The organism is Variovorax sp. Sphag1AA, assembly GCF_014192575.1.
GTDB lineage: Bacteria > Pseudomonadota > Gammaproteobacteria > Burkholderiales > Burkholderiaceae_C > Variovorax.
The window spans coordinates 263,779-276,542 of record NZ_JACHYC010000004.1 but is presented as its reverse complement, the minus strand read 5'-3'; the positions used below and the strand labels follow the sequence as shown (position 1 = coordinate 276,542).

The following is a 12,764-nucleotide window of genomic DNA, read 5'->3' as shown; positions in this document are numbered from 1 at the left end:
GATACGGATGGCCCGGTGCCCGTGCAGTCCGGTGTACGACACGTCGAGGGGCATGCCGACAGTCTTCTTTTCAGATCTTTCCTATGGATGTGCACTCCGCGCGCCAGTCCAATCGGCGCCCCTCGCTTGGTGAGCCTTGGATCAAGGCCTTGCCGAGTTCATACCTGTCTTCGACTTAGTGAAGGACCCCAAATGAATCGAAAACTTCTTTCCGCCCTGATCCTGGCCGGGACGGCAATGGCCGCCCCCGCTGCCTTTGCCGAGGACGGCGTCATTTCCTTCGGCGGCACCGTCACCGGGCAGACCTGCACCATCAACGGCAACCGCACCGGGGCCAGCAGCTTTCTTGTGCCGTTGCCGACCGTGTCGGTTTCGGCTCTGAAAAAGGCGGGTCAGCGCGCAGGCTCCACGCCATTCAGCATCTTCCTGACCGATTGCACGCCCGGCGCGAACAGTGTCCGTGCACTCTTTGAAGCGCATCGCGAGATCGACATGGAAACCGGCAATCTGATACTGGACGCTGGCGGCGCGCCCAACGTCCAGATCGGCCTCGTAACTCCGGGCGACCTCGGTTATTACACCGTCATCCAGCTCAATCGCCGCTGGGACTTGCAGGGCTCCACGCCGGTTGCCATTGAAGGAGGGTCGGCTGAGCTGAAGTACGTCGCGGAATACGTGGCGACTGGGCCCGCCGGTCCCGGCCCAGCCAAGTCTCGCGTGTTGTACTCGCTCGTCTACGAGTAATGTCTAGCTGGCGGAGCGCGCATGCGACGCACTCCGCCGACGCTCTGCACGGGTGTGAGAGGAGGAAACGCGGCAAGCGTTAGCATTTCGCGTATGCAAAAAATCCAACTCGGTCAGAGCGACCTCCATGTCACGCCGATCTGCCTCGGCACCATGACCTTCGGTGAGCAGGTCAACGAACCCACCGCCCATGCGATCCTGGACCGCGCGCTCGAGCGCGGCGTCGATTTCATCGATACGGCCGAGATGTACGCCGTTCCGGCCCGCAAGGAAACCTTCGGCGCGACCGAGACCATCATCGGCAACTGGTTCGCCAAGAACCCCGGCTTGCGCCAGAAGATCGTGCTGGCGACCAAGGTGGCGGGCCCCTCGCGCGGCATGCCGTGGGTGCGCGAAGGCGGCGGCATGACGGCGGCGGACATCGCCGCGTCGTGCGAAGCCAGCCTCAAGCGGCTGAAGACCGATGTGATCGACCTCTACCAGATCCACTGGCCGGAGCGTCATGTGCCGGCCTTCGGTTCGATCTACTACGACCCGACGAAGGAAACGTCTGCGACCTCGATTCACGAACAACTCGAGGCGCTTGGCAAGCTGGTCAAGGCCGGAAAGGTGCGGGCGATCGGCCTGTCGAACGAGACCCCGTATGGCGTCCATGAGTTCGTCCGCCTGGCCGAACAACACGGCCTGCCGCGCGTCGCGAGCGTGCAGAACGTCTATTGCCTCATCAGCCGCGCGCTCGAAAACGGCCTCGACGAGACCATGCACCGTCTGGGCGTTTCGCTCTTGGCCTACTCGCCGCTGGCCTTCGGCCTGCTCACCGGCAAGTACGACCAGAGCGGAACCGAGGGACCGGATGCGCCCAAGGGTGCACGCATTTCGTCTTACGAGTCGGTGCGCAAGCAACGCTGGGGTCGCGCCGAGGCCCTGGTGGCCGCCCGCCGCTACAACGCGCTCGCCCGCGAGCATGGCATGACGCCCGCAAAGTTGGCACTGGCCTTCTGCTACACCAAGTGGCAGGTCGCGAGCACGATCATCGGTGTCACCTCGGTGGCTCAACTCGACGAAGACCTCGACGCCTGGGGCACCACGCTGTCGCCGGAACTGCTCGCAGAGATCGACAAGATCCGCTGGGAGTTGCGCGACCCCGCTGCCTGAACTCGTGAGCAAAAAGACGCACGTCTCCGAAACGCCCGCAACGCAGTTGTTGCGGGCGAACGGCATCGCCTTCACCGAGCATCCCTATGAGTACGTCGAGCACGGCGGCGCGCAGCATAGCGCCGAAGTGCTCGGATTCGACCCATTCACCGTGGTCAAGACGCTCGTGATGCAGGATCAGGACGCCAAGCCGCTGCTCGTGCTGATGCACGGCAATCGCACGGTGTCGACCAAGAACCTTGCGCGGCAGATCGGCGCGAAGTCGGTCGAGCCGTGCAAGCCGGAAGTCGCGAACCGCCACAGCGGCTACCTGGTCGGAGGAACCTCGCCCTTCGGCACGCGCCGCGCGATGCCGGTGTATGTCGAGTCGACCATCCTCGACCTGCCACGCATCGCCATCAACGGCGGGCGGCGCGGCTATCTGGTCGGCATCGACCCGCAGGTGTGCGTCAAGCTGCTCGACGCGAAACCGGTGCAATGCGCGCTGGCAGAATAGCTGGCTGCCTCGTTGGGAGGCGAGCCGCCGGGTTTGCCGGCCCGGAGACAAAGTGAGTTCCTACCTTCCTACGATCCTCACGATCGTTCTTTCGTATCTGCTTGGGTCGCTGTCGTTTGCGGTCATCGTCAGCAAGGCGCTCGGCATGGCCGATCCGCGGAGCTATGGCAGCAAGAATCCTGGCGCCACGAATGTGCTGCGCTCGGGCAACAAAGGTGCCGCGCTGGCGACCTTGCTGCTCGATGCGCTCAAGGGATGGGTCCCTGTCTTCCTGGTCCATCACTACGGCACCGCGTGGGACATGGGGCAGGGCACAGCGGCCGTCGCCGGCTTTGCCGCCTTTCTCGGACATCTATATCCGGTGTTCTTCGGCTTCCAGGGCGGCAAGGGCGTTGCCACTGCGGCTGGTGCGCTGCTTGGCATCGACTGGCTGCTGGGGCTGGCGACCGGCTGCACGTGGATGATCATTGCCGTGTTCTTCCGCTATTCGTCGCTGGCGTCGATCGTCGCGGCCTTCTTCGCGCCGGCTTACTACCTGATCGGCGGCCGGATTGCGTGGCCGCTCGACCTCATCGTGCTGCTGTCGCTGGTCTCGATCAGCCTGCTGCTGATCTGGCGGCACCGCGAAAACATCCGCCGGCTGGCCGCCGGTACCGAGTCGAAGCTCGGCTCCAAGAAGAAATAGGAGCAAACCATGGGAACCATCCAACGCTTTCACGTCGGGCCGCGCCTGAGCGAAACCGCCGTTCACAACGGCACCATCTATCTTGCCGGTCAGGTGCCCGACGACACCACACAGGACATCCGCGGCCAGACCGCGCAGGTGCTCGCGATGGTTGACCGCCTCCTGGCGGAGGCCGGCAGCGACAAGTCGCGCATCCTGATGACGCAGATCTTCCTTGCCGACATCAACGACATCGGCGCAATGAACGAAGTTTGGGACGCCTGGATTCCGGCCGGCAACACGCCGCCGCGCGCAACGGTGCAGGCCGCGATGGCCAACCCGGGCTACAGGATCGAGATCGTGGTTACAGCCGCCGCGATCTAGTACCGCTTTTCCAGGACCATTTGGTCCGCGTCTCGCCGCATCGAAAAGCGGCTGATGAAGCTGTTGCCCAGCAGGATGAACGGCATCGGCTGCTGCGAGACGACCGCATCGACGTCGTAGACCTCGACGTCCCCGACCCGAACCGAATTGAGTCGCACACGATAGGCACGCGTGGTGCCATTGGCAGTGTTCATCTGCACCGGCTGGCCCTTGGTGTAGTCGAGGCCGATGCGCTGCGCGTCGGCTTCGGACATCGCGACCGCAGTGGCACCGGTGTCCACCATGAAGCTGACGGCGCGGCCGTTGATGGCGCCCTGCGTCATGAAGTGCCCGCCGCTCGATACCGGCAGCACGATGCGCGTGCCACCGGCCCCACCGCCTCCGCCGCCGATGCTGACCGGCGTGTCCATGCGCAGCGAAACCCGCTTGCCGCCCGCCTCGACGGTCGCCTGGTCGCCCTGCATGGCAACGAGCTTGACGCCCTGGAAGGTTTCGCCGACCGCCACCGTCTTCGGCGCGCTGCCGTCCACGATCAGGATCGCTCGGCTGCCAATCGTGCCGGTGAGCATGACCGATTGGGCATGCGCAAAGCCGCAGGCCGCGAGGAGCAGCGCAGGAATGAGCGACTTCACGGCGTGACGCTCAATCGCGGAAGTTGTTGAAGGTGAGGGGCAGGTCGGCCACGTCCTTCTTGATCAGCGCCATCGCCGCTTGAAGGTCGTCGCGCTTGGCACCGGTCACGCGCACTGCATCGCCCTGGATCGCGGCTTGCACCTTGAGCTTGCTGTCCTTGATGAGCCGCTGGATCTTCTTGGCGGTCTCGGATTCGATGCCGTTCTTGATCTTGAAAACCTGCTTGACCTTGTCGCCTCCGATCTTCTGGACGTCGCCCTTGTCGAGAAAGCGCACGTCGACGCTGCGCTTGGTGAGCTTGTTGCGCAGGATGTCCTCGACCTGCACGAGCTGGAATTCGGCATCGCCGATCAAGGTGATTTCCTTGTCCTTGAGTTCGACGGCAGCTGCGGTGCCCTTGAAGTCGAAGCGGGTGGCGATTTCCTTGGCGGTGTTCTCCACTGCGTTCTTGACCTCGGGCAGGTTGGGTTCACAAACAGTGTCGAAAGACGGCATGAAGGCTCCGGCGCAACAGAATGAAAAGAGGGCCGCACGCAGTGCCGCGCGGCGCACGAATGCGACAATTCTCCCATGATCGTGGAGCACAACGTACCGCTGCAACAGCACAACAGCTTCGGCATCGTCGCGCGCGCGCAGCATCTGGTGCGCATTGGCGAAGAAGCCGACGTGGTCGCGCTGCTGGCGGACGAGAAATGGCGGGATGCGCCCAAGTTCGTGCTCGGCGGCGGCAGCAACATCGTGCTGACCGGCGACGTGAAGCCGCTGGTGCTGAAGGTCGAAATCAAGGGTCGGCGGCTGGTGGAGGAAACCTCACGCGCCTGGATCGTCGAGGCGGGTGCCGGCGAGATCTGGCACGACACCGTTCGCTGGACGCTGGACCAGGGCTACCCCGGGCTCGAGAACTTCGCGCTGATTCCTGGCACTGTGGGCGGATCGCCCGTTCAGAACATTGGCGCCTATGGCGTCGAACTGCAGGATCGCTTCGATTCACTCGACGCGATCGACCTCGAGACCGGCCGGACGTTCACACTCGATGCGGCGCAGTGCGCTTTCGGCTATCGGGACTCGGTGTTCAAGCACGTGGCCGCCGGAGAAAACGACTTCGGGCTCGCGGGGCGCTCGCTGATCACCCGGGTGCGTTTCAGGCTCCCCAAGCCCTGGAAGCCGGTGGTCGGCTACCTCGACCTTGAACGCAAGATGGCCGAGACCGGCAATTTCACGCCGGACCCGATCGAAATCTTCGACTGGGTGTGCGCCATCCGGCGTGCGAAGTTGCCCGATTGGCGGGTGCTCGGCAACGCCGGCAGTTTCTTCAAGAACCCGACTGTGACGGCGGAGCAGTGCGCGGACATCATCGCGCGCGACCCCAAGATCGTTCACTACCCGATGGCTGACGGCAGCATCAAGCTGGCGGCCGGCTGGCTCATCGATGCCTGCGGCTGGAAGGGGAAGTCGGTGGGCAATGCCGGCGTGTATGAGCGGCAGGCGCTGGTACTCGTCAATCGCGGCGGCAAGGCGAACCCCGTCACCGGGGGCGAGGTGATGACGCTGGCCAAGGCGATCCAGACCAGTGTCTACGAACGTTTCGGCATTCGCCTGGAGCCCGAACCGGTGGTGGTCTAGCTCGCCCCAGGCGTCAAGCGCTTACTTTTCGTCGTTTTGGAGTTGGGGGAGAGACGCCCCCTGCTTGGACGACAACAGACCCGTCTGCGTGTAGATCTTCAGCTTGTCGCGCGTATCGGTGATGTCGAGGTTACGCATCGTGAGCTGGCCGATCCGGTCCGCCGGCGAGAACGTCGATTCGCCCTTTTCCATGGTCAGCCGCTCGGGCTGGTACGTCAGGTTGGGCGACTCGGTGTTCAGGATCGAATAGTCGTTGCCACGCCGCAGCTCGATCGTCACTTCGCCGGTGACGGCGCGTGCAACCCAGCGCTGGGCGGTCTCCCGCAGCATGATCGCTTGCGGATCGAACCAACGGCCCTGGTAGAGCAGGCGGCCAAGGCGGCGACCATGGTCGCGGTATTGCTCGATCGTGTCTTCGTTGTGGATGCCGGTGACCAGGCGCTCGTAGGCGATGAACAGCAGTGCCAGCCCCGGGGCTTCGTAGATGCCGCGGCTCTTCGCTTCGATGATGCGGTTCTCGATCTGGTCGCTCATGCCGAGACCATGACGGCCGCCGACACGGTTGGCTTCGAGGATCAGGTCCACGAGGTTCGCGTATTCGACGCCATTGATCGCAACAGGACGACCTTCGACGAAGCGGACCGTGACTTCTTCGCGCTTGACCTCGACTTCATCCTTCCAGAAGGCGACGCCCATGATCGGCTGGACGATCTTCATGCCGCTGTTGAGGTGCTCGAGGTCCTTGGCCTCGTGGGTCGCACCGAGCATGTTCGAGTCGGTGGAATAGGCCTTCTCGGCCGACATCTTGTAGGCGAAGCCGGCCTTCTGCATGAATGCCGACATTTCGGCGCGGCCGCCGAGTTCGTCGATGAAGGTCTGGTCGAGCCAGGGCTTGTAGATCTTCAGCGCCGGATTGGTCAGGAGGCCGTAGCGGTAGAAGCGCTCGATGTCGTTGCCCTTGTAGGTGCTTCCGTCGCCCCAGATGTTGACGTCGTCTTCCTTCATGGCCGACACCAGCATCGTGCCTGTCACCGCGCGGCCGAGTGGCGTGGTGTTGAAGTAGGTCAGGCCAGCGGTCGTGACGTGGAATGCACCGGCCTGCAGGGCAGCGATGCCCTCGGCGGCGAGCTGCGCGCGGCAATCGATGAGGCGGGCCTTTTCGGCGCCGTAGAGCATCGCCTTGCGCGGGATCTCGTCGTAGTCCGGCTCATCCGGCTGGCCGAGGTTGGCGGTGTAGGCATAGGGGATGGCGCCCTTGTTGCGCATCCAGTGCAGCGCAGCGCTGGTGTCGAGGCCGCCGGAGAAGGCGATGCCGACCTTCTGGCCGACGGGGACGTTCTGAAGAATGGTGGACATGTTCGGATCCCGTTTCAACCGAAGTGGCAGATGTAGCTGTAGGGCTCTCCGCTCACGCGGATCTCGAACGACGAGTTGCCGGGAACGCTGAACTTTTCGCCCACGCCCGAGGCCACCCAAGTGTCGGTGCCGGCGAGCTTGTATTCGCAGCGGCCGCTCGTGCCTTCCATGATTTCCGGCGCGCCGGTGTTGAAGGTGAGCGTGGACGGCAGGATCACGCCGACCGATTTCTTGGTGCCGTCGGCGAGCGTGAGGCCATGGCTCACGCACTTGCCGTCGAAATACACATTCGCCTTGGTCGTGACCGAGACGTTCTGGAGGGATTCGGTTGTACTCATGAATAGGAGGGCGTGGTGCCGGCTGCGCGGGGCATCCGGCGGCGCGCCCCTTGCAGGGCACGCACGTGCGTTGATTGGAAAGCCCGTGATTTTAGGCTTCCGGCCGGCCCTCCCGGCCAGTGGGGCTCAACGCCAGCCGCGCGAGTAGCCGAAGCCCAGCGAGATACCGATCGGCGGGTAGGCGTAGACAGGGGGCGGGTAGTAGGCCGGGGCAGGGTAGTAGACCGGCGCTGCGGGCTGCACGTACACGGGGGCAGGACCATAGACCGGCGCCGGTGCGACGGCGCCGCCGCCCGAAACCACTACGCCTTGCTCAGGAACGACGTTGTCCCAGCTCTGGGGAGCGGGCGCTTGCGGTTGCGCATATTGCTGCTGCGCGTACTGCTGTTGCTGCGGAGGAACGGGCGAAGTAATGCCGTAGCTGTTGGCATCGACCCAAATGCTGGCGCCGGGCGGCGTGTTCGTCTGCGTTGTGTACTGGCGGCCGGCGTATTCGTAAGTCACCTGGTAGCTGGTGGCGCCGTTTGGCTGGGTCATCGGCGACGATGAGATCACCCGCGCCTGCACCTGTTCCGCATTTGCCATCGTGGCCGCGCCCGCGAGCGTGGCTGCCAGCGCGGAAATGACGGAAATCCTGCGAATCATCTTCGTGTTCATGTCAAAAAAGCTCCTGATATGGGCTCTGCGGCCTCTGTAACGGGATTGGACGCGGTTCGGCTGACCGGGTTCAACCGTTTACACAACGTGGCTTTTCCACTCAGCCGCATCGAACCCTGTCGTCACGCTGCGCGCGGAGTCCCACTGGACGACCGGTCGCTTGATCAGGCTGGGATTGGCCAGCAGCACCGCTCGCGCCGACGGCGCGTCGACGATTGCGGCGCGAGTGGCGTCATCGAGCCGACGCCATGTCGTTCCGCGGCGATTGACCAGCGCTTCCCATCCCGGTGATTTCAACCACTTGTCGAGCTCGGCCTCGGGCACGCCGTCCTTCTTGAAGTCATGGAAGCGGTAGGCCACACCGTGCTCGTCAAGCCACGATCGGGCGCGTTTCACGGTGTCGCAGTTGGGGATGCCATAGAGAGTCGTCATCCCCCGATGATGCCCGCGGTGCTCCTCGGCGACAATTCAGGGCTCCATGAAAACCCTTGCCGACTGGCTCGCGCACGCCGAGCACCTGCATCCCAAGAACATCGAACTCGGGCTCGACCGGGTCCGCGCCGTGGCCGCAAAGGTCGGCCTTTCCTTTGAATGTCCCGTGATCACGGTGGCCGGTACCAACGGCAAGGGCTCGACCTGCGCGATGCTGGAATCGATCCTCACGCACGCGGGTTATCGCACCGCGGTCTTCACCTCGCCGCATCTGGTGCGTTTCGAGGAGCGCCTTCGCCTGCGCGGAGAAACGGTTGACGGCGAAGAACTCTCGAAGCACTTCGAAACGGTCGAACGTCTGCGCGGCGAGGTCGCGCTGACGTATTTCGAGTTCACCACGCTCGCCATCCTGCTGTGCATTGCTGAAAACAAGCCGGACGTCGCCATCCTGGAAGTCGGCTTGGGTGGTCGCCTCGATGCGGTCAACATCGTCGATGCCGATTGCGCCGTGATCACCAGCATCGATCTAGACCACATGGAATTCCTCGGCCCCGACCGCGAGAGCATCGGGCGCGAAAAGGCCGGCATTCTGCGCGCGGGCCGTCCCGCGATCGTGAGCGACCCGATGCCTCCGCAGAGCGTGGTGGACCATGCCAACGCGATCGGCGCCGATCTCTGGCTCGTCGGGCGCGATTTCAACGTCGCGGGCGACAAGCAGCAGTGGGGCTGGAGCGGACGCGGCCGGCGCTACAGCGGGCTCGCGTACCCGGCGCTGCGGGGCGCCAACCAGTTGGTCAATGCTGCGGGTGTGCTGGCTGCGCTCGAGTCATTGCGGTCGCGCCTTCCGATCACCGCACAGGCGGTACGCAATGGTCTCGCCATGGTGGAATTGCCCGGGCGCTTCCAGATCGTGCCGGGCGAGCCGGCGCTCGTACTCGACGTCGCGCACAACGCACATGCGGTCGCGGCGCTCGCAGAGAACCTCGACGCGATGGGCTTCTATCCGACGACGCACGGGGTGTTCGGCGTCATGGCCGACAAGGATCTGGAACCGATCCTCGCGCGCATCGGACCGATGATCGACCGCTGGTATTTCACCGATCTGCCGACGCCGCGCGCCGCCAAGGCGGACGACCTTCTTGCCCGCTGGCAGGCTCAAAACAAGCGAACCGACGTCGCTGGCAGCGTGCATCGCTCCCCCATGGAAGCGCTGCAGGCCGCCATCGATCACGCGGACCCCACTGATAGAATCGTCGTCTTCGGATCGTTCTTCACCGTGGGTGGCGTGCTCGAACACGGAACCCCTCGTCTGCGGGCCAAGCACCTGTCGTCTGGCTCCTGAATCAGCCTGATTTCCGGCGCTCTTTCCACTTCACGCTGCACTCCATCAGGAAAACGAATTTCATGGCGTTCTTCAAGTTCCGCGAACGCGGTCCTCAGGGCAACGAAGGGCGAAACTCCGCCGCCACCGCACCGCCGGCGGAAAGCATTGAAGCCATGCGCCGCCGGGCGCGGCACCGGCTCCTCGGCGCAGCCGTCCTGGTGCTGATCGGTGTGATCGGCTTTCCACTGTTGTTCGATACGCAACCGCGGCCTGTGGCCGTCGACATCCCCATCGAGATTCCCGACCGGAACAAGGCCAAGCCCCTGGTGGTCCCGTCCACGCCCGCACCTGCCCCCGCCGCGAGCGGCAAGCCAAGCGCTTCGTCCGTGCCGGCCAGCGACGACGGTGTGATCACCGAGGCCGCGGACGGAACCGAAATCCCTTCTTCGAAGCTGGCGGCCGTGACGCCGCCGCCGGAAGTCAAGTCGGAACCTGCGCCAAAGCCCGAAACCAAGCCGGAGCCCAAGCCAGAACCCAAGGCCAAGCAGGAGCCGAAGGTCGAGGCCAAGTCCGAGTCGAAGTCCGAACCCAAGGCCGCCACCTCCAAACCAGCGCCTTCTGATGACGGCAACAGGGCACGTGCACTGCTGGAAGGCAAGTCGCCCACTGCTACCGCCACGGCCGCGAAGCCGGCTGCGGCAGCTGAAGACAACGGCCGCTTCGTCGTCCAGGTCGGTGCTTTCGCCGATGCGGACAAGGCCAAGGAAGTGCGCCAGAAGCTTGAAAAGGCCGGGCTCAAGACCTATACGAATGTCGCGAAGACGTCCGACGGCGAGCGCACGCGCGTCCGCGTCGGACCGTTTGCTTCGCGTGCCGAGGCGGACAAGGCTGCGGGCAAGGTCAAGGGCTTGTCTTTGCCGGCAGCTGTCCTCAGCTTGTAGCCTGCCGGCGAAGCGACGTGGTGCTCCTCGACTGGATCGCGGTCGTGCTTGTCGTGGTGTCGATGTTGCTGGGGCTTTTGCGCGGACTGGTGTTTGAAATCGTGCTGTTGGCCGGCTGGGTGGCTGCTTTCCTATGCGCTCAATGGCTGGCGGACGACGTGGGTCGATGGCTGCCGTTCGGCGAGCCGGCTGCAACCTGGCGCTATGCGGCGGGGTTCGTCCTGGTGTTCGTGGCCGTTGCTTTCAGCGTGGGGCTGGTGGCGACGCTGGCGCGGAAGCTGGTGACGACGATCGGGTTGCGGCCAGTGGATCGCGTTCTCGGCGGAGTGTTCGGCGTGGCGCGTGGCGCGGTGGCGCTGCTCGCACTGGCGGTTGTTGTTCATTTGCTGGCGTTGAGCGACAGTGCCTGGTGGCACGAATCGCGCAGCGCCATTGTTCTTGACTCGGCATTGCAGGGACTGAAGCCTGCCTTGCCTGAAAAGTTGGCAAGCTACCTGCCTTGAGAGGATCGCTTCATGTGTGGAATCGTCGGCGTTGTCAGCAACGCTCCCGTCAATCAACTGCTCTATGACGCGCTGCTGCTTTTGCAGCACCGCGGCCAGGATGCCGCCGGCATCGTCACCTTGCAGCAGCGCAAGTTCTTCATGCACAAGGCCAAGGGCATGGTCCGCGACGTCTTCCGCACCCGCAATATGCGTGCGCTGCCGGGTGACGTCGGATTGGGGCAAGTGCGCTATCCCACCGCCGGCAATGCCTACAGCGAGGAAGAGGCACAGCCCTTCTACGTGAACGCGCCCTTCGGCATCGTGCTGGTCCACAACGGCAATCTCACGAACGCCCACGCGCTGCGCGCTGAACTGTTCTCCACGGATCACCGGCATACCAACACCGAGAGCGATTCGGAAGTGCTGCTTAACGTGCTGGCGCACGAGATCGATCGCGCGACCCGTGGCGGCGCACTGACGTCAGCGACGCTGTTCGAAGCCGTGCGCAACGTACACAAGCGGTTGCGTGGTTCCTACGCCGTGGTGGCGCTGATCGCCGGCCACGGTCTGCTGGCGTTTCGCGATCCCTATGGCATCCGGCCGCTCGCGCTCGGCCGTGGTGCCGACGGCACCGTCATGGTCGCGAGCGAATCGGTCGCACTCGAAGGCTCGGGCCATGTGTTCGAGCGCAACATCGCGCCGGGCGAGGCGGTCTTTGTGGACCTGCAAGGCCAGGTGCACTCGGAGCAATGCGCGGATTCGCCGACGCTCAATCCGTGCATCTTCGAGTTCGTCTATCTGGCACGACCCGATTCCGTACTCGACGGCATCTCGGTCTACCAGGCGCGACTTAATCTTGGCGAAACGCTGGCCAAGCGTGTCGTGTCGACCGTGCCGCCCAACGAGATCGACGTCATCATTCCCATCCCCGAATCGAGCCGCCCGAGCGCGACGCAACTGGCGCATCTGCTGGGCATTCCGTATCGCGAGGGCTTCGTCAAGAACCGTTACGTGGGCCGCACCTTCATCATGCCGGGGCAGGGTGTGCGCAAGAAGTCCGTGCGCCAGAAGCTCAATGTCATCGGCAGCGAGTTCAAGGGCCGCAATGTGCTGCTGGTCGACGACTCGATCGTGCGCGGCACCACAAGCCGAGAGATCGTGCAGATGGCGCGTGACGCAGGTGCCCGCAAGGTGTACCTCGCCAGCGCAGCGCCGCCGGTGCGCTTCCCGAATGTCTATGGCATCGACATGCCAACCAAGGACGAACTGGTGGCGCACGACCGCACCGTCGAGGAAATCCGCGAACTCATCGGATGCGATGCGTTGATCTATCAGGACGTCGACGCGATGAAGCGCGCCATCGGTTCGATCAATCCCAAGCTCGACGGCTTCGACGCGTCGTGCTTCGACGGTGTCTACGTGACCGGCGACATCGACACCGAAGCGATCACCCGCATGAACGGCAACCGTCCGCGCATCGAAGAGACGGAAGAAGACTCATCTCGGCTCGCACTGCCCAATCTGAGCTGAGC

Annotated in this window: 16 protein-coding genes; 10 read left to right on the top strand and 6 right to left on the bottom strand. The window is 64.1% G+C overall.

Annotated elements, in window-relative coordinates; genetic code table 11:
* The first annotated feature begins 192 nt into the window (after positions 1-192).
* The 5 genes from FHW64_RS17390 (at position 193) to FHW64_RS17370 (ending at position 3,443) form a co-directional block, all read left to right on the top strand.
* Positions 193-744, top strand: a complete 552-nt coding sequence (locus tag FHW64_RS17390; RefSeq protein ID WP_184528435.1) for a fimbrial protein — start codon at positions 193-195, stop codon at positions 742-744.
* 93 nt (positions 745-837) lie between these two features.
* Positions 838-1,899, top strand: coding sequence for an aldo/keto reductase (locus FHW64_RS17385; protein WP_184528433.1), 1,062 nt, complete (start codon positions 838-840; stop codon positions 1,897-1,899).
* Between the two features lie 4 nt (positions 1,900-1,903).
* Positions 1,904-2,395, top strand: a complete 492-nt coding sequence (locus tag FHW64_RS17380) for an aminoacyl-tRNA deacylase (protein ID WP_184528431.1) — start codon at positions 1,904-1,906, stop codon at positions 2,393-2,395.
* A 52-nt stretch (positions 2,396-2,447) separates the two neighbouring features.
* The gene (gene plsY, locus FHW64_RS17375) at positions 2,448-3,080 is read left to right on the top strand and encodes a glycerol-3-phosphate 1-O-acyltransferase PlsY (protein ID WP_184528429.1); all 633 of its coding nucleotides are present in this window, start codon (positions 2,448-2,450) and stop codon (positions 3,078-3,080) included.
* Between the two features lie 9 nt (positions 3,081-3,089).
* Positions 3,090-3,443, top strand: a complete 354-nt coding sequence (locus FHW64_RS17370; RefSeq protein WP_184528427.1) for a RidA family protein — start codon at positions 3,090-3,092, stop codon at positions 3,441-3,443.
* Here FHW64_RS17370 and FHW64_RS17365 read toward each other — a convergent pair.
* Complete coding sequence (locus FHW64_RS17365) at positions 3,440-4,012, bottom strand: TIGR02281 family clan AA aspartic protease (protein ID WP_184529187.1); 573 nt, start codon at positions 4,010-4,012, stop codon at positions 3,440-3,442. The genes FHW64_RS17370 and FHW64_RS17365 overlap by 4 nt on opposite strands.
* Positions 4,013-4,085: 73 nt before the next feature.
* Positions 4,086-4,571, bottom strand: coding sequence for a YajQ family cyclic di-GMP-binding protein (locus tag FHW64_RS17360; RefSeq protein WP_184528425.1), 486 nt, complete (start codon positions 4,569-4,571; stop codon positions 4,086-4,088).
* Between the two features lie 75 nt (positions 4,572-4,646).
* Here FHW64_RS17360 and murB point away from each other — a divergent pair, with 75 nt between their 5' ends.
* Entirely contained in the window at positions 4,647-5,699 is a 1,053-nt protein-coding gene (gene murB / locus FHW64_RS17355; RefSeq protein WP_184528422.1) for a UDP-N-acetylmuramate dehydrogenase, read from the top strand.
* 21 nt (positions 5,700-5,720) lie between these two features.
* Here murB and argG read toward each other — a convergent pair whose 3' ends face one another.
* From argG to FHW64_RS17335, 4 genes are all read right to left on the bottom strand, one after another.
* Positions 5,721-7,055 (bottom strand): argininosuccinate synthase, encoded by a 1,335-nt coding sequence (gene argG / locus FHW64_RS17350; protein ID WP_184528420.1) that lies wholly within the window; start codon positions 7,053-7,055, stop codon positions 5,721-5,723.
* Positions 7,056-7,069: 14 nt separating this feature from the next.
* Entirely contained in the window at positions 7,070-7,393 is a 324-nt protein-coding gene (locus tag FHW64_RS17345) for a pyrimidine/purine nucleoside phosphorylase (RefSeq protein ID WP_184528418.1), read from the bottom strand.
* 126 nt (positions 7,394-7,519) lie between these two features.
* Positions 7,520-8,050, bottom strand: a complete 531-nt coding sequence (locus tag FHW64_RS17340) for a hypothetical protein (RefSeq protein WP_184528416.1) — start codon at positions 8,048-8,050, stop codon at positions 7,520-7,522.
* A 78-nt stretch (positions 8,051-8,128) separates the two neighbouring features.
* Complete coding sequence (locus FHW64_RS17335; protein WP_184528414.1) at positions 8,129-8,482, bottom strand: ArsC family reductase; 354 nt, start codon at positions 8,480-8,482, stop codon at positions 8,129-8,131.
* Positions 8,483-8,516: 34 nt separating this feature from the next.
* Here FHW64_RS17335 and folC point away from each other — a divergent pair, with 34 nt between their 5' ends.
* From folC to purF, 4 genes are all read left to right on the top strand, one after another.
* The gene (gene folC, locus FHW64_RS17330) at positions 8,517-9,824 is read left to right on the top strand and encodes a bifunctional tetrahydrofolate synthase/dihydrofolate synthase (RefSeq protein WP_409350634.1); all 1,308 of its coding nucleotides are present in this window, start codon (positions 8,517-8,519) and stop codon (positions 9,822-9,824) included.
* 62 nt (positions 9,825-9,886) lie between these two features.
* A complete protein-coding gene (locus FHW64_RS17325) occupies positions 9,887-10,747 on the top strand; it encodes an SPOR domain-containing protein (protein ID WP_184528410.1) in 861 nt (286 codons plus the stop codon).
* Between the two features lie 17 nt (positions 10,748-10,764).
* Entirely contained in the window at positions 10,765-11,250 is a 486-nt protein-coding gene (locus FHW64_RS17320; protein WP_184528408.1) for a CvpA family protein, read from the top strand.
* A gap of 12 nt (positions 11,251-11,262) precedes the next feature.
* Entirely contained in the window at positions 11,263-12,762 is a 1,500-nt protein-coding gene (purF, locus tag FHW64_RS17315) for an amidophosphoribosyltransferase (protein WP_184528406.1), read from the top strand.
* Positions 12,763-12,764 lie beyond the last annotated feature (2 nt).